Source organism: Ignavibacteriota bacterium, assembly GCA_013285405.1.
Taxonomy (GTDB): Bacteria; Bacteroidota; Ignavibacteria; order Ignavibacteriales; family Ignavibacteriaceae; genus IGN2.
Genome location: CP053446.1, coordinates 1,528,818 through 1,545,569, shown reverse-complemented (window position 1 = coordinate 1,545,569; position 16,752 = coordinate 1,528,818). Strand labels below are relative to the sequence as shown.

The window sequence follows — 16,752 nt, the reverse complement described above, 5'->3', positions numbered from 1 at the left end:
AATGATAATCGACAAAATCGAAAACGCACATCTTTACAAAGGATTGGGCAATAGAATTGAAAAAGCATTTGAATACATTAATAATACTGATTTGAAAAAAATTACGCCGGGTAAATACGAGACAGATGATGAAAATATTTTTGCTTTGATAAACGAATACAAAACTAAACCGGAATCTGAAGGAAAGCTTGAAGCCCACAGAAAATATATTGATGTTCAGTACGTGATCAGTGGGGAAGAATTAATTGGTTATACTCCACTCGGTAATCAGATAATTCTCGAACCGTATAAAGAAGAAAATGATGTTGAATTTTTCAAAGGTGAAAAATCATTCACAAAAGTTTCTGAAGGTATGTTCGCAATATTTTTTCCGGAGGATGTTCATATGCCCGGGATAATAACTGGAAAAATTTCATTCGTAAAAAAACTTGTAATAAAAGTCCGCGTTAATTAATTAAATTATTAAAAACTTATGGAGGTACTATGAAAAAATTATTTTCACTTTTGTTTGTTTTCTTATTCGTCGCTTCATCCAATAATCTTTTCGCACAGGATGAAGAGGCAGGAATGGATCCTGCAATGATGAAAGCATGGCAGGAATATATGACTCCTGGCACTATGCACGAACTTCTTGCCAAGAGTGTTGGCGAATGGAAAACTGAAATTAAATCCTGGATGGATCCCAATATGCCGCCAACTGAAACTGTAGGTAAATCCGTATGTGAGTCAATGCTCGGCGGAAGATATTTCATTGCAACCGAAACCGCAAACTTTATGGGTATGCCTTTCGAAGGTTCATCAATAAGCGGCTACGATAATGCAACAAAAAAATTCTTCAGTGTTTGGATTGATAACATGGGAACCGGAGTCTTAAATCTCGAGGGCAGCTACGATGAAGCCTCAAAAACCTTTACTTATACCGGTTCGGGAATGAGTTTCACTGGTGAATATAAAGTTCGGGAAATTATCCAGCATGTCAATGATGATGAATCTTTGTTCACAATGTATATGGAAGAAGGAGGAAGACCCGAAATGAAAATGATGGAAATCAAGTACACCAGAATCAAATAAATTTCTGCACACTGTAAAAGCGGGTTTTCTGCAGCCCGCTTTTTAATTCTCTATTATCAATCCATCATAAGAAATATGCACAAAATCTGTGCATTTCTGTTTTACTTGCACAATAATGATAATTATTTGTGCATATCAGGAAACTCTTGCACAACCGTTGTGCATATAGTTATTGACGTGCACAATTTTGTTTAGATTTTACGCAGGACTTTTATTTTGAAGATAAAATGTTGAAGAGCAAAATATTTTTATAGAGTGTTTCCCTGCCAACGATTTCTGAAACAAGTATGCCAAGTTCTTCCAGTCTTCGGAGATACTTACTTGCAGTATTACGCGATGCAATTTTCTTTTCTTCAAGGATTGCAATTTTACAGTACGGCTGGTTGAAAATTATTTCAATTAATTCGCGGGTATAAATATCCGGCGCTTTTTCTTTTACTTTTTCAATTACAGAAAGATATTCTCCATAAATTGAATTCACTTTGTTCAGCGTGAGTTTTGCGGTTTCATTTACTCCACCGAGCATAAAAAGAATCCAGCTTTCCCATTTTTTATTTTCAGTAACATCTCTTAATAATTTGTAGTAATCATTTTTATTGTCGAGAATAAACTTTGATAAATAGATTACCGGCAGGTCAATCAGCTTTTCTTTGCAGAGATACAATACATTCAGAACTCTTCCCGTTCTTCCGTTCCCATCGCTGAAAGGATGAATGGCTTCAAATTGATAATGAAGAATCGCCATTTTAATGAGAGGGTCAACACTTTTATCTTTAAGAGCAATATCAAACCAATTATTTAATTTTTCCTTCAGGATATTTCCGTATGATGGCGGCGTATAAACTATATGGTCTTTGCTTCCTATATACACTTGCACCTTTCTGATTTCTTCTTTCTTATCCGTAATTGTCCGGAAGATTTCAACAGCTAGTTTCTCAGAATAATCAGAAGGCTTTTTCATTTTTGTAAATGCATTCCACAAAGCCTCACGATAACGGAGAACTTCTTTCGTAGATATATCATTAGTTAAATTTGATGAGAATGCTTTATAGAGAGCGTCATTAGTAGTAAATATATTTTCTATTGTCGAACTGTCCTTTGCTTCCTGCAGAACCAGTGTGTTTATTAACATGAGTGGATTAGGTATAATCGGTAATCTGCCCTTTAACTCCGCTAAAGCCGCACGGGCATCAGCAAGTTTTTTATAAACATCAATTGTCTCCCAGTTGTTTTTATCCGGCAGAAGCAGGGGAAGTTTGTTATACGGTTTCTCTTTTACAAAACTCATTTGTAATTGATTATCCTTTTCTGAATTAGATGATAATTGAAAGCAAACTTATGAAGTAATGCTTCCAGAGACAAGAGTTCATTTTTAAGAAGATGCATAACCGGAAGAATTTTCATTAGTATTATTATTTTCAAACAACTTGCTCACACTTTTGCTAAAGGTAATTAGGAATTCAAGTAATTTTTCCGGTGATTTAAAGTTGTTGTCTATAATCAGTTTCATCGTATCATTCTTCTGCTCAAACTTAACTACTTCCCGCTTTTCGGTTAAAATGAATCTCATCAGTTCGACAAATTTGTATTTATAATATTCCTCCTTCTCTCCTTTTGGTAAAATGACAGTAATATTCTTTCGATTCATAATAATTCTTTCAAACAAAGCAAAGGAAGCGTAATATTTAAGTGTCGCAACCTGTAAAAGTCGTTTTACTAATTCAGGATTTGGTCCGAACCTGTCTTCCATTTCTACTTTCAGTTCATCCAACTCTTCCAGATTTTTTACAGAATATAACGCTGTGTAGAAACTAAGTCTGTCCATTTGCTCGGGCATATATGTTTCAGGAATTCCTATTTCAAAATATGTATCAAGTATCGGTTCAGTCCTGTCTTCCGGTTTTGGAAGTGTTTTGAAAATTTCTTTGTATTCCTGATACTTCAATTCTTCAACCGCTTCATCAATCATTTTAATATAAAGATCAAAACCGATTTCATTGATGAATCCCGATTGTTCTTTGCCAAGCAAATTCCCCGCACCACGAATTTCAAGATCTCTCATAGATAAATTAAATCCTGCGCCGATTTCAGTGTATTCTTCAATCGCCTGAAGTCGTCTCATCGCTTTTTTTGTCATTCCACTCAAAGATGGAACAATAAAATATGCGTATGCTTGGCGGGTTGATCTTCCTACTCTTCCTCTCAATTGGTGTAGTTCAGCCAAACCAAATCTGTCTGCTCTGTTAACGATAATGGTATTAACATTCGGAATGTCTAGACCTGATTCGATAATTTTTGTTGATAATAAAACATCATACTTCCTGCTCAGGAATCCATGGATTACTTCTTCAAGCTGAGATGATTTCATTTGTCCGTGTGCTATTCCGATTTTAATGTCCGGAATGTGTTTTTTCAGATGATCAGCAAGTTTTCCAATTGATTCGACACGATCGTGAACAAAATAAACCTGTCCGCCTCTTTTTAATTCGCTGTAAATCCACTCTCTGATTTTGGATACATCAAAAGTTGAAACTGTTGTGTAAATCGGCTGACGATTAGGCGGTGGTGTAGCAATTATTGAAAGATCTCTCGCTCCGAGTAAAGAAAGATTCAACGTTCTCGGAATTGGAGTTGCAGTCAGCGTTAATGTATCAACATTTATTTTTAGTTCACGAAGCTTTTCTTTTGAAGTAACACCAAAACGATGCTCTTCATCAATCATAAGTAAACCAAGATCTTTAAACTTAATGTCTTTTGAAAGTAAGCGGTGAGTTCCAATTACAATATCAACATTTCCTTGTTTCAGTTGTGATAATATTTCGGATTGTTCTTTCTTTGTCTGAAAACGTGAAAGCGCAGCTACCTTTACAGGAAACTGACTAAGTCTGTCTTTAAAAGTATTAAAATGCTGTTCAGCAAGAATTGTTGTGGGAACAAGCAGCGCAACTTGTTTCCCATCCTGCACAGCTTTAAATGATGCACGAACAGCAATTTCAGTTTTACCAAACCCAACATCACCACAGACAAGACGATCCATCGGATTTTGTGCTTCCATATCTTGCTTAACCTCGTTAGTTACTTTTTCCTGGTCAGGTGTATCTTCGTAAAAGAACGAAGCTTCTAATTCTTTTTGCCAAATTGAGTCAGAACTAAATTGAAATCCTTTCGTAGCTTTTCGCTTCGCATAAAGTTCAATCAACTCTCTTGCTGCTTCTTTAATTTTCTTTTTTGTTTTCGATTTTCGTTTTTCCCATTCTCCGGTTCCAAGAGTTGATAATGTTGGTTTGAGATTTTCGTTAGAAGAATATTTTTTAACAAGATTTAAATAGTTAAGATTTACATAAACAACTCCGCCCTCATTATAAAGAAGTTTCATCGATTCCTGTTTTACTTCTCCAATGGTCAATGTTTGAAGTCCGGCATATTTTCCTATTCCATAACTTTCGTGGACAACAAAATCCCCTTTCGATATCGAAGCAACAGCTTTTGATTTTGACTTGCTGTATCTTTTCTTTGTTGTAAGTCTGGAACGATATGGTTTATTAAAAATCTGGTAATCTGTAAGAAGAAGTATTTTTTCTTTGTGATTAACAAATCCTTCTTTAATTGGAAGTGTTTCCAATTTTATTTTTTTTGATTCTATTAGTCCTTCTAACTCTTCATTGTATTCGGAAAGCAGATCAGTTAACCGTTTCGTCTGTAGCTCATTTTCGGTCGTCAGAACAATTTCATAATTTTTTTCGGAATAATCTTTGAGAACTCTGTATAGAATATTATAATTTGAATTAATAGTTGGCGATTCCGATAATCCAAAATCAAATCTATCTTCTGATGATGCAATCTCCTCTTCGAGTATCCATTTAGTCTCTGGAATGTTTATGATATTATTGAACTCCATTTCCTGAAAATCATCTTTAATAGAATTTGTTTTGCTAACCTCTGAGAATTCTTCAACATTATCACCCGCATTCAAAATATTTCTTTCAATCTCATCATTATCTTTCTTTGTTAAGTATTGTGTTTTGAGTTCATAAGACGAGGCAAGTATAATAGGATTATCAAGGTAGTTAAAGATGTCCGAATTTATCTCATCTTTTCGCTGCACCATTTCTGCGAGAGTTACAGATTCTGTTTTCTCTATTGATCTCTGACTTTCCGGATCGAAGTAGCGAATTGATTCAAGAATATCACCGTCATATTCAAGTCGCACCGGGTTCGCCTCACTGAAAGACCAAAAGTCTATTATTGAACCACGCACAGAAAATTCACCGGGTGCTGCAACAAAATTATCTCTTTGATAATTAATCAAATTAAAATACTCAAGCAGTTCATTATAGCTAAAGTTATTGCCTGTCCTGATGATTGTTGTGGTTTTCTCGACTCGCTCTTTTTGAGGAAGTTTTAGTTTCAGCATTTCATAAGTTGAAATCAAAACAAATTTTTTCATTTGCAAGATTTTAGTCAGCTTTTCTTGCACTGATTCCTGTGTGAAGTCTGTCAGAAGAACGCTCTGCTCTTCGATACCGAGTAATGTTAATTCGATAAATATTTCTTCAGCAATTTTTGAATTGGGTAAAAGCAAAACAATTTGATTTTCAATTTTAATCAATCGCAAGATGAATAGTGATTTGCAAACCCCGTAAAGTGGTGAGCAGAGAACTGTATTCGTGTCGTGATTCAATTGAAGTATTTTTTTTATAACTTCATCAAAGCCGTGAATACCAACAATTTTCTTTATGATTTCTGATTTCATTGGAACAAAAAAGGGCTCAAATATTTGAACCCTGTTGTAAATTAATCCTGCCCTTTTATTATAATGTTATTTTTGAAGTTCGAGAAGTACTAGTTTCTTGCCTTTTTGATTTCTGATATTAGTAGGCTTATAATGCAGATCATAAACTGTTGATTTTTTTATATATGATTTATACTTCAGTTCAGCTTTTGAAAATTCTTCTGACAAATCTCCACCCTTCATTGCAAATAAGAATGCCTTCTCTTTAATAAGTGGAACCGCATATCTAAAAAGTATAATAAGCGGAACAGTTGCCCGGCTAACAATAAGATCAAACGAATTACCATGCCTGGAAATAAATTCTTCACTTTCAACTCGATGGTTTTCAGCAATTACATTACTAAGTTTCAATTTATCTATAAAATCCTTAACCGCTTCGACTTTCTTTAATGTTGAATCTGCTAACACTCCCCTGATATCCGGTCTCATTATGGCAAGTGGAATACCTGGAAATCCACCACCGGTACCTATATCTAAAAACTTGGTAACTTTTTCAGGAAGATATTTTGAAATGTATGCAGAAATAAAAACGTGCTTTTCTACAATCGAATCAATATCACGTTTTGAAATCAGGTTAATCTTTTTGTTTTTTTCAACGACGAGATGAGCGAAATAGGCAAGTCGCTCTGTTCTGGTAGGCTCTGGATTAAATCCGTTTTCCCAACAAAATACGTTTAGTTCTTTTAAGTACTGGTCCTGTTTATCAGCCATAAAAAAATAAAAATTATCGCTTTAAATATATCAATAAAACAGATATATCTGAAGCCGTAACCCCAGCTAAACGGGACGCCTGTCCAATGGATCTAGGTTTAAACTTTTGAAGCTTTTCTTTACTCTCAGTTGAAAGTGCTTTTATATCATAATAGTTTAATGTTAAAGGAATCAATTGGTCTTCATACTTTTCCAACTTTGCAATCATTTCTTCCTGACGTTTCAGGTAACCCTCGTACTTTAAATCAATTTCAACCTGCTGTAGAACTACCTCATCCATTAGCAATGGCCGAATCTCTTTATAATCTTGTAATCCATCTAAAGTTAACAATTCTGATAAAGAAAGTTCAGGTCTTCTACATAAATTCGCAATTGTCTCAGTAGAATCGATTAGCGAAGAACTTTTTTCTTCTAAAAATTTATTTGCTTTGAATGCATTCAGTTTTAAAATTTTGCAAGCTGCTATTCCTGCAAATATTCTTTTCTCGCGGTCATAAACTTTCTCAGCCTCATCACTGCTCACCAAACCGAGTTCTTCTCCATATTTAATTAATCTTCTATCTGCATTATCCTGTCTTAAAATCAATCGGTGCTCTGCCCTTGATGTGAACATTCTGTAAGGCTCATCAGTTGATTTTGTAACAAGATCATCTATGAGAACTCCGATATATGCTTCACTTCTTTTAAGAACAAATTCTTTTCTTCCTTGGATTTTCAGGGCAGCATTAATTCCAGCTATTAGTCCTTGGGCAGCGGCTTCCTCATATCCAGATGTCCCATTGACCTGACCAGCAAAGTAAAGACCTTTTACCAATTTTGTTTCGAGAGTTGAATCAATTTGATGAGGAGGAAAGAAATCATATTCAACAGCGTATCCTGGTCGAATCATTTCAACTTCTTCGAGTCCTCTAATCTTATGTAGAGCTTCTAATTGTATTTCGGCGGGAAGTGAAGTTGAGAATCCATTTACGTAAATTAGATTAGTATCAAGACCTTCTGGTTCGAGAAAAAGCTGATGCTTCTCTTTATCAGAGAATCGAACTATTTTATCTTCAATTGATGGACAATATCTTGCCCCAATACCATTTATCTTTCCTGTAAACATTGGTGACCTATCGAATCCTCTCTCAAGAATTCTATGAACTTCCAAGTCTGTGTAAGTGATATTACAACTTATTTGTGGTAACACAGGAAATTTTTCCAACTTCGTAAAATGTGAAAATGGCTGGGGATTCTTATCTCCAAACTGCTCTTCCAGTATATTAAAGTTTATACTATTTTTACTCAGTCTTGGAGGCGTGCCTGTTTTTAATCTCCCGGAGAAAAAACCAAGTTCAACTAATTGTTGAGTAATACCTATCGATTGCTTTTCACCATATCTTCCACCCATCGTAGAGTCAAGCCCAGTATGCATAATTGCATTCATAAACGTACCCGCTGCTAGAATTACCGACTTAGCCGAGATTATGTTCCCCTTACTCGTCACTATTCCTTCAACAATATTATCTTCAATAACTATCGCTGTTACTGAATCTTCCAATATTGAAATTGTAGTCATTGAAGAAATAAGTTCTGTAGCTACTTTACTATATAGAATACGATCCGATTGACATCTGGGAGACCATACGGCTGGTCCTTTTGATTTATTCAATATTCTGAACTGGATGCCTGTTTCATCAGCTATTCTTCCCATCACACCGCCTAAGGCGTCTATTTCTCTGACCAGATGTCCTTTGGCTGTCCCTCCAATCGCTGGATTACAAGACATCCGTCCAAGTGAATTTTTATCCATCGTTAGTAGTGCAACGCTACATCCCATGCGCGAAGCAGTTGATGCCGCTTCAATACCAGCATGGCCACCTCCGATAACTATCACATCAAATGAGTCTATATTCATAATTTATTGTTCTATAAATACTTTCACGTGAAACTCATCTTTATTATTACAAAACATTTGCATCTACGTCCATCAAATTTCACGTGAAACAATCACTTTCCAATACAGAATTTTGAAAAAATATTATTTAATATATCTTCAGGTGTTATCTCTCCGATTATTTCTGAAAAGGATATTTCTGCAGCTCTTAAATCACTTGCCAGAAATTCGCCACTATAATTCTCAGAAATAGTGTTTAAAGCCTTTATTAGACATGTCTTGACTTTCATCAAACAATCAAAATGTCTAATATTGGAAATAATTATATCTTTCTCAGTATATGTTCCACCGTGCAATGCAACTTCCTTCAATCCTGCTAGAAGATTATTAATTCCAAAACCTGTTTTAGCAGATATTCGAAAATTTTCGGAATAATTACTATTAACTCCTAAATCAATTTTATTAAGAATCTTTAATACTCTTACTGTGGAATTCAAGGTATGGAGTTCCTCTTCAAGAAATTCTGAAAATCCAACTATCACATCACCAATTAGGAAAATAATATCTGCATTTTTAATTACTTGTCGTGCTCTCTCAATTCCTTCATTCTCAATTTCATCTACTGAAAACCTTATTCCTGCCGTATCATGTAATCTAAATAAGAAACCATCAATCGAAATCATTTCCGAAATTGTATCTCGAGTGGTTCCCGGTGTATCACTCACGATGGCCCTTGACTCTTTTAATAAATAATTTAGTAATGATGATTTTCCAACATTGGGTGCCCCTACAATTGCCACATGTATTCCATCTCGAATAACTTTACCAAACGAGTAAGAGTTCAATAAAACATCGATTTCACTTAAAATATCCTTAATTCGGCCGATCATTTCACTTTTTTGAAAGAGGACTATATCCTCCTCAGAAAAATCCAATTCAAGTTCAATTATTGAAGATATATCAACTAATTGCTGCCTTAAAGATCGTATTTTGGAAAACAATAAGCCGTTCATCTGGTTTCTAGCACCTCTTAGAGAAACAGCCGTTCTAGAATTTATTAAATCTGCAACTGCTTCGGCTTGGGTAAGATCAATTCGATTATTAAGAAAGGCTCTTTTTGTAAACTCACCTGGTTCGGCGGGGCGAACTCTTGTGTTGTCAATTATCAAAGAAATTATTCTTTGCGTAATTAGCGGGCTTCCGTGCGTACTAATCTCAATACAATCTTCTGCTGTATAAGTATTTGGCGCTCTAAACACTGATACCAAAACATCATCAAGAATTTCATTATTATAGATAATTTTTCCATAATGAATTGTATGAGATTTGGCGTCGTTGATTTTCATTTTTCCAGAAAAGATCTTGTCGATAGCTGAAATAGACTCTGGACCACTAATTCTAATAATCGAAATAGCACCTATTCCTGGAGGTGTTGCAAGCGCTATTATTGTATCTTCACTAATTTCAAATTTCATTTTCTGATTAAACTAAAGCGGTCGCAAACATAGTTATTATTATTAAAATTAACAATTTCTGTCTCTTAGGTAAATAGAAAGTATTGATCTCTGAAAAATTGTCACATTGTTTTTTCTATTTGACACATTTTTCCAACTATTAGCCATATCATATGACATAAAGTTTTAATCATTTTATATGAAGTATATTTCCTCTATATCTTTATATTACAATGAGTTATGGAAACTTTTTTGTTCGGCATAGTGCTTGTTTAATAACCCTGGGTATAAAACCAATTAAACTCGATTCACAAATAACTAAAGGAGATATAAAATGGCTATTATAAGATTTAATCCAGTTCGTGACCTCTTGAATGTTGAAAGAGAGTTCAACAGGATGCTCAGAACTTTTGGAGATCGATTTGGTCTCCCAACAAAAGAAGAATTTGACAATGGTTATGAAAATGCTGTTTGGATGCCTTTAACCGATATCTTTGAAGACAAAGATAAATATATGATCAAAGCAGATCTTCCGGGTATGAAGAAAGATGATGTTAAGATTTCTTATACTGATGGTCAACTAAGCATTAGCGGGGAGAGAGTCCAGGAACAAGAATCAAAAGACACCAAATGTCATCGTGTAGAGAGAACATACGGTAAGTATTTCAGATCTTTCAATCTTCCAACAGAAATAAAAGAAGATAAGATCAAAGCTGAGTTCAAGGATGGTCAGTTAACAATCACGATTCCAAAAGCAGATGAATTAAAACCAAAAGAGATTGAGATAAAGGTAAACTAGAGGTTGATTACGTATGCTAACAGAAAGGGTGATTTGCCATCACCCTTTTTATTTTTTCAGCAAACTTTTAATTTTTTTTGTCTAAATGGAATTTAAAGATTATTATAAAATACTTGGCGTTGAAAAGACGGCAACAAAAGAAGAGATAAGTAAAGCTTTTAGAAAGCTTGCCGTAAAATATCATCCTGATAAAAATCCAAACAACAAAATTGCAGAAGAAAAGTTTAAAGAAATTACTGAAGCCCATGAAGTATTGGGAGATCCTGAAAAAAGAAAAAAGTACGACGCTCTCGGAGCTAATTGGCATCAATATCAATCAAGCAACACTGGTGGTTTTGAAGATTTCTTCTCACAGTTTGGTGGAACGAGAAGAGGAAGTGGAACCACTTATGCATTCTCGGGCGATATTGGTGATTTGTTTGGAGGAATGGGAGGAGGTTTTTCTGATTTCTTCGAATCATTCTTTGGAAGAGGTGAAAGACAAACCAAATCCGGTTTTGGTTCTCGAGGATTTCAAAATCAGCAAACAGGCATTGACATTGAAACTGATCTTCATATATCTCTCGAAGATGCATTCAATGGAAGTGAGAGACTGTTCGATCTCGATGGTAAGAAAGTAAAAATAAAAATTAATCCAGGAACATTCGAGGGACAGAAACTCAGATTAAAAGGCATGGGAAGATCCTCAGTTCAAGGTGGAACAAAAGGCGATCTTTTCTTAAACGTTCAAATCCTTCAACATCCATTCTATGAAATAAAGGATGGTGAGCTTTTCTATAACCTGGATATCGATTTATATACAGCAGTACTTGGTGGAAAAGAAGAAATTAAAACATTGGACGACAAAAAGATAAGTATAAACATTCCGGCGGGAACAGATCCTGAAAAAGTATTGCGATTAAAAAATTTAGGATTGAGAAGGGGTAACTTAAGAGATGATTTGTTCGTTCAAGTTCACGTTTCAATACCTAAAAACTTATCAGCAAAGGAAATAAAATTATTCAATGAATTATCTAAACTAAGAAATGAATAATTTGAAAAAGGAAATTTAAATATGGCGTTTAATTTTAATAGGTTAACTGTAAAAGCACAGGAAATTGTTCAAGCTGCAATTGAAATTGCACAGAACTATACTAATCAAATAGTTGAACCCGAACATTTGCTTGCTGCAATTGTGCAGGAAAGTGGAAATGTTGCTGAATCAATAATTAAAAAGACTGGTGGAAATTTTAATGCAGTGAAGATAAAAGTAAATCAACTACTTGAATTGCTTCCAAAAATAAGTGGAACAAGCTTGGGTAATCAGCAGATGAGCCAGAATCTTGCAGAACTTTTTGATGAAGCATCCGAAGAAGCGAAGAATTTAAAGGATGAATACGTATCGACCGAGCATCTTCTGCTTGCACTTTCAAATGATAAAGGAAAAGCAGGACAATTACTTCATGATAATGGAATTAATTACAATGATATTCTTTCTGCTCTCAAATCGGTTAGAGGAACACAGAGAGTTACATCACAAAACCCCGAAGACACGTATCAATCTCTTGAAAAATATGGAAGAGATTTGAATGATCTTGTTAAGCAAGGCAAACTTGATCCTGTTATTGGAAGAGATGAGGAGATCAGAAGAGTCTTACAAGTTCTTTCAAGAAGAACAAAAAATAATCCGGTTTTAATTGGAGAACCGGGAGTAGGGAAGACGGCTATTGCAGAAGGGATTGCACATAGAATTGTTTCCGGTGATGTTCCTGAAAATCTTAAAACAAAAAGGATAGTTGCATTGGATATGGGGGCTTTGATAGCTGGAACTCAGTTTCGTGGTCAATTTGAAGAAAGATTGAAAGCTGTTATTAAAGAAGTTGTAGAAGCAAGCGGAGAAATTATTCTTTTCATTGATGAGCTTCACACACTTGTTGGTGCTGGTGCAACACAAGGCGCAATGGATGCTGCAAATATTTTGAAACCTGCACTTGCTCGTGGTGAACTTCACGCAATTGGTGCGACAACTCTTAATGAATATAAAAAATATATTGAAAAAGATGCGGCGCTTGAACGCCGTTTCCAACCGGTGCTTGTTGATGAACCATCTGAAGAAGATACGATTTCTATTTTAAGAGGATTGAAAGAACGTTATGAAGTTCATCACGGAGTGCGAATTACTGATGGAGCCATTATTGCTGCAACTCAGCTTTCAGAAAGATATATCACAGATAGATTTCTTCCTGATAAAGCAATCGATTTAATAGATGAAGCTGCATCAAAATTACGAATTGAAATTGATTCTATGCCGGAAGAACTCGACACTCTGGAACGAAAAGTAAAACAGCTTGAAATAGAAAAAGAAGCGTTGAAGAGAGAAAAAGATGAAGCGTCTGCAAAAAGATTGGTCGAACTGCAGCAGGAATTGGGTGATCTGAATGAAGAGAGATCAAAACTAAAATTGCATTGGGATCTTGAGAAAGAAAAAATTCAAAAGATCCGTTCAATGAAAAGTGAAATTGAAAACCTGAAACTTGAAGCCGAAAGATTTGAACGCGAAGGTAATCTTGGGAAAGTCGCAGAGATTCGCTACGGAAAAATCACAAATCTCGAAAAGCAATTAAAAGAAGAAACGGAAAAACTTGCAGATGCACAAAAAGATAAAAAGATGTTGAAGGAAGAAGTTGATGCAGAAGATATCGCAGAAATAGTTTCCAAGTGGACGGGAATTCCCGTAAGCAAAATGCTTGAAAGTGAACGAAGCAAATTATTACGACTCGAAGATGAACTTCATCATCGTGTTGTTGGACAGGATGAGGCAGTAGTTGCAGTTGCGAATGCTATTCGTCGTTCTCGTTCGGGATTGCAAGATGCTAACCGGCCAATCGGTTCATTTATATTTCTTGGAACAACCGGAGTTGGAAAGACTGAACTTGCAAGAGCACTTGCAGAAACTTTATTTGATGATGAACACGCAATGATACGAATTGATATGAGCGAGTATATGGAAAAGTTTTCTGTTTCAAGATTGATTGGTGCTCCTCCCGGATATGTTGGTTATGAAGAAGGAGGACAATTAACTGAGGCAGTCAGAAGGAGACCATACTCAGTAATTCTTCTAGATGAAATAGAGAAAGCTCATCCTGATGTGTTCAATGTTCTGCTTCAGGTTTTGGATGACGGAAGATTAACCGATAATCAAGGTCGAACTGTCAACTTCAAGAACACAATAATTATAATGACGTCAAACATCGGCTCGCATTACATTCAGGATAAGTTGGAATTATTTAAAGAGAATAATGTTGAAGAATTAATGGGTGAGTTACGACAGCAATTGCACGATCTTTTGAGAAAAACAATCCGACCAGAATTCTTAAACAGAATTGATGAAATAGTTCTCTTCAAACCATTACTAAAAACTGAGATAAGAAAGATTGTTGATATACAACTTGTTCGTGTTCAAAAAATGTTGAAAGAAAAAGATATTACTCTTCTTGTTTCCGATGAGGCAAAAGACTGGCTTGCACAGCTTGGTTATGATGTAACTTATGGTGCACGTCCTTTGAAAAGAGTAATTCAGAAATATCTGATCAATCCACTCTCACAGGAACTGCTGGCTGGAAATTTTGTTGAGGGAGATACTATAAAAGTAACTGATAGCAATGATGGAAAACTTGAGTTTCATAAATAAATCAATAGAGTCCCCTCTCCGGAGGGGATTTTTATTAGAAACTCTTTTGTAAAGTTGTGAATTATTACTGAAACCTTTTAAGAAAAATTTTTCTGTTTATGATTTTAAATCATTCTTAAAGCTAAAATATTTTTGTAAAACATTTCGAGTTTATTTATTTTTTTAATGCGTTAATTCAGAAAACTTTAACTCTGAACGAAGACCCGCTACACCAGGCGAATATCTTTAATCCTGCCGAATAGTTCCCGGCCATTTTTCTTCGAGTGGTAATCAAAAAAATCAACTATAAATTATTCCTGGAGGCTACAGAATGAAAAAATTCTTCAAAGTTTTAAAATGGATTGTCCTGACAATAGTAGTAGTAATTGTTGTCTTCATTGGTTATGCACTACTGCGATCACAGGATACTTTCGAAGCTCCTTATCCTGAAATTACTGCGAGCACGGACTCAACATTAATTGCGCGTGGAAAATATTTAGTCTATGGTCCTGCACATTGTGTAAACTGTCATGTGTCACCAAGTGAATTTGAAAAAGTTGTCGCTGGTGAGTTTGTTCCGTTGAGTGGAGGACACGTTTTCGCATTACCCATTGGAAATATTTATGTTCCAAATATAACTTCTGATAAAAACACGGGTATTGGATCTTATAGTGATAGAGAATTAGCAAGATTATTCAGATATGGAATCAAAAGAAACGGTCATGCAGCACTTGACTTTATGCCTTTCTATGATGTTAGCGATAAAGATATTACAGCAATAATTTCTTATCTGCGTACGGAGCCAGCTGTGAACAAATCTGTTCCTCAAAACGAATGGAACTTTTTAGGAAAAATTGTTCAGGCATTTGGAATGATAAAACCAAGCGGCGATGGAAATGTTCCTCCTTCGCCTGAGCCCGATTCAACAATTGAATATGGACATTATCTTGCTGAAAGTGTTGCAAACTGCAGAGGATGCCATACCAAAAGAGATTTAATGACAGGTGGTTATGCAGGAACCTATTATGCAGGTCAAATGCAATTTGAAGCATTCGATCAAGATGGAAAAATAATTCCCGGCAAACATATGGTTAGTCCGAATCTTACACCAGATAAAGAAACAGGACGAATTGCTTTATGGACGCAGGATGTTTTCATAAGAAGAATACAAGCAGGAAGAGTTATACAGGGTTCTCCGATGCCGTGGGAAGCTTTTAGCAAGATGAACGAAAGTGATCTTAAAGCTATTTATAAATTTCTTAATACGCTGCAGCCCGTTCATTCTGAAACTCCTGCTGGAATTCTGGAAGGGGATCCTGAGTAATTAAAAAAATATTTTGAGGTTGGAAAGTTACGGCTCTCTAGGTCTGTCCAGCTATTGTCATTCCGAACTCGTTGAAAGATAAAAGTATTAAGTCTTTAGACCGCAGGAATTCTTTCTGTGTTTGTTCCCCACGACTGAAGTCGTGGGTTAAAAATTATTCCTTCCCGTTGTTTTCTTTGGAAAGAATTCGAAAGTTTTTTAAGAATATGATTTTCACTGCTTTAATTGATTCAGATGAAATATGAGCGATTTTTCACTTTCCCTTTATCCTAAGGATTAATTTTTATATTTTAATCGGTGTTAAAAAGAAATGAAACAGAAGGATTACAAATGTCTGAAAATATCGAATACATTGTAAATGCTAGAGGAGAGAGAATTAAAGCCATTGTACCCATTGATTTCTTAGTAAAGAGATTGAAAGGTAAGAAATCCTCTTCTAAAAAGCTAACCAGAGAAAAACTCAAAAAGTACGTCGGTTCAATTAAGTTAAGCACAGATCCACTGAAATACCAAAAAAAGATTAGAAGTGAGTGGAACTAATATAGTTTTGGATACAAATGCTGTCTTGTATTTATTAGGCGGCAAAATCGATCCTGCAACTCTGCCGAAAGGAGAGTTTTTCATTTCATTTATAACTGAACTAGAACTGCTTTCATACCCTAATCTGAGTAAGTTTGAAGAAGAAAAAATAAAAAACTTTCTTGAATCTGTTGATGTCATCGGTCTGAATCCGGAAATTAAAAGAGAGACTATTCACTTAAGAAAGAATTATAAAATAAAACTTCCCGATGCTATTATTTGTGCAACCGCATTATTTCTTAATGCATTAATTTTAACATTTGATAAAAGTTTTAAAAAGATCAAAGAAATTACTTTAGTTACAACAGAGTTAAGTTAAAAAGATAATCCTCTAATGACAATAGGTGCCAATAGCCGCAGTAGAGAGCTTATTCGGTTCTCTTGTTCCAACCGTTGTTTTCTTTGGGAAGAATGAGGAAGATTGAAGAAGTAAATTATTCTCTCCGAACGAGTAACTATGTTGAAAATAATTTTTGGTAGAAAACTGCATTATAAAA

General features: G+C 35.1%; 13 protein-coding genes. 8 read left to right on the top strand and 5 right to left on the bottom strand.

Annotation, left to right across the window (positions count from 1 at the left end; all coding sequences use genetic code 11):
• Window position 1: 1 nt before the first annotated feature.
• Window positions 2-454, top strand: coding sequence for a YhcH/YjgK/YiaL family protein (locus HND39_06665; protein ID QKJ95991.1), 453 nt, complete (start codon window positions 2-4; stop codon window positions 452-454).
• A gap of 29 nt (window positions 455-483) precedes the next feature.
• Window positions 484-1,071: a DUF1579 domain-containing protein gene (locus tag HND39_06660; protein QKJ95990.1), complete on the top strand. Its 588-nt coding sequence runs from the start codon at window positions 484-486 to the stop codon at window positions 1,069-1,071.
• A gap of 211 nt (window positions 1,072-1,282) precedes the next feature.
• Here HND39_06660 and HND39_06655 read toward each other — a convergent pair whose 3' ends face one another.
• The 5 genes from HND39_06655 to mnmE all read right to left on the bottom strand — a co-directional run bounded on the left by HND39_06655 (window position 1,283) and on the right by mnmE (window position 9,925).
• Window positions 1,283-2,359 carry a Fic family protein gene (locus tag HND39_06655; GenBank protein QKJ95989.1) on the bottom strand — a complete coding sequence of 359 codons (1,077 nt, stop codon included), beginning with the start codon at window positions 2,357-2,359 and terminating at the stop codon, window positions 1,283-1,285.
• Window positions 2,360-2,443: 84 nt separating this feature from the next.
• A complete protein-coding gene (gene mfd, locus HND39_06650) occupies window positions 2,444-5,824 on the bottom strand; it encodes a transcription-repair coupling factor (protein QKJ95988.1) in 3,381 nt (1,126 codons plus the stop codon).
• 66 nt (window positions 5,825-5,890) lie between these two features.
• Window positions 5,891-6,574, bottom strand: a complete 684-nt coding sequence (gene rsmG, locus HND39_06645; protein QKJ95987.1) for a 16S rRNA (guanine(527)-N(7))-methyltransferase RsmG — start codon at window positions 6,572-6,574, stop codon at window positions 5,891-5,893.
• A 13-nt stretch (window positions 6,575-6,587) separates the two neighbouring features.
• Complete coding sequence (gene mnmG / locus HND39_06640; protein ID QKJ95986.1) at window positions 6,588-8,471, bottom strand: tRNA uridine-5-carboxymethylaminomethyl(34) synthesis enzyme MnmG; 1,884 nt, start codon at window positions 8,469-8,471, stop codon at window positions 6,588-6,590.
• A 92-nt stretch (window positions 8,472-8,563) separates the two neighbouring features.
• A complete protein-coding gene (gene mnmE, locus HND39_06635; protein QKJ95985.1) occupies window positions 8,564-9,925 on the bottom strand; it encodes a tRNA uridine-5-carboxymethylaminomethyl(34) synthesis GTPase MnmE in 1,362 nt (453 codons plus the stop codon).
• A gap of 313 nt (window positions 9,926-10,238) precedes the next feature.
• Between mnmE and HND39_06630 the strand changes: the two genes are divergently transcribed.
• The 6 genes from HND39_06630 to HND39_06605 all read left to right on the top strand — a co-directional run bounded on the left by HND39_06630 (window position 10,239) and on the right by HND39_06605 (window position 16,574).
• Complete coding sequence (locus HND39_06630) at window positions 10,239-10,703, top strand: Hsp20/alpha crystallin family protein (protein ID QKJ95984.1); 465 nt, start codon at window positions 10,239-10,241, stop codon at window positions 10,701-10,703.
• 85 nt (window positions 10,704-10,788) lie between these two features.
• Complete coding sequence (locus tag HND39_06625) at window positions 10,789-11,736, top strand: J domain-containing protein (protein ID QKJ95983.1); 948 nt, start codon at window positions 10,789-10,791, stop codon at window positions 11,734-11,736.
• A gap of 21 nt (window positions 11,737-11,757) precedes the next feature.
• On the top strand, window positions 11,758-14,373 hold the full coding sequence (gene clpB, locus HND39_06620; GenBank protein ID QKJ95982.1) for an ATP-dependent chaperone ClpB: 2,616 nt from the start codon (window positions 11,758-11,760) through the stop codon (window positions 14,371-14,373).
• 310 nt (window positions 14,374-14,683) lie between these two features.
• A complete protein-coding gene (locus HND39_06615) occupies window positions 14,684-15,676 on the top strand; it encodes a cytochrome C (GenBank protein QKJ95981.1) in 993 nt (330 codons plus the stop codon).
• Between the two features lie 330 nt (window positions 15,677-16,006).
• Window positions 16,007-16,216 (top strand): hypothetical protein, encoded by a 210-nt coding sequence (locus HND39_06610; GenBank protein QKJ95980.1) that lies wholly within the window; start codon window positions 16,007-16,009, stop codon window positions 16,214-16,216.
• Entirely contained in the window at window positions 16,203-16,574 is a 372-nt protein-coding gene (locus HND39_06605; protein QKJ95979.1) for a type II toxin-antitoxin system VapC family toxin, read from the top strand. The genes HND39_06610 and HND39_06605 overlap by 14 nt, the downstream gene beginning before the upstream one ends.
• The last annotated feature ends 178 nt before the right edge of the window (window positions 16,575-16,752 follow it).

Coding starts and splice junctions, on each gene's coding strand:
- HND39_06625 (QKJ95983.1), top strand. CDS start 10,789: ATGGAATTTAAAGATTATTATAAAATACTTGGCGTTGAAAAGACGGCA.
- HND39_06610 (QKJ95980.1), top strand. CDS start 16,007: ATGTCTGAAAATATCGAATACATTGTAAATGCTAGAGGAGAGAGAATT.
- mnmE (QKJ95985.1), bottom strand. CDS start 9,925: ATGAAATTTGAAATTAGTGAAGATACAATAATAGCGCTTGCAACACCT.
- clpB (QKJ95982.1), top strand. CDS start 11,758: ATGGCGTTTAATTTTAATAGGTTAACTGTAAAAGCACAGGAAATTGTT.
- mfd (QKJ95988.1), bottom strand. CDS start 5,824: ATGAAATCAGAAATCATAAAGAAAATTGTTGGTATTCACGGCTTTGAT.
- HND39_06660 (QKJ95990.1), top strand. CDS start 484: ATGAAAAAATTATTTTCACTTTTGTTTGTTTTCTTATTCGTCGCTTCA.
- HND39_06615 (QKJ95981.1), top strand. CDS start 14,684: ATGAAAAAATTCTTCAAAGTTTTAAAATGGATTGTCCTGACAATAGTA.
- HND39_06655 (QKJ95989.1), bottom strand. CDS start 2,359: ATGAGTTTTGTAAAAGAGAAACCGTATAACAAACTTCCCCTGCTTCTG.
- mnmG (QKJ95986.1), bottom strand. CDS start 8,471: ATGAATATAGACTCATTTGATGTGATAGTTATCGGAGGTGGCCATGCT.
- rsmG (QKJ95987.1), bottom strand. CDS start 6,574: ATGGCTGATAAACAGGACCAGTACTTAAAAGAACTAAACGTATTTTGT.
- HND39_06665 (QKJ95991.1), top strand. CDS start 2: ATGATAATCGACAAAATCGAAAACGCACATCTTTACAAAGGATTGGGC.
- HND39_06630 (QKJ95984.1), top strand. CDS start 10,239: ATGGCTATTATAAGATTTAATCCAGTTCGTGACCTCTTGAATGTTGAA.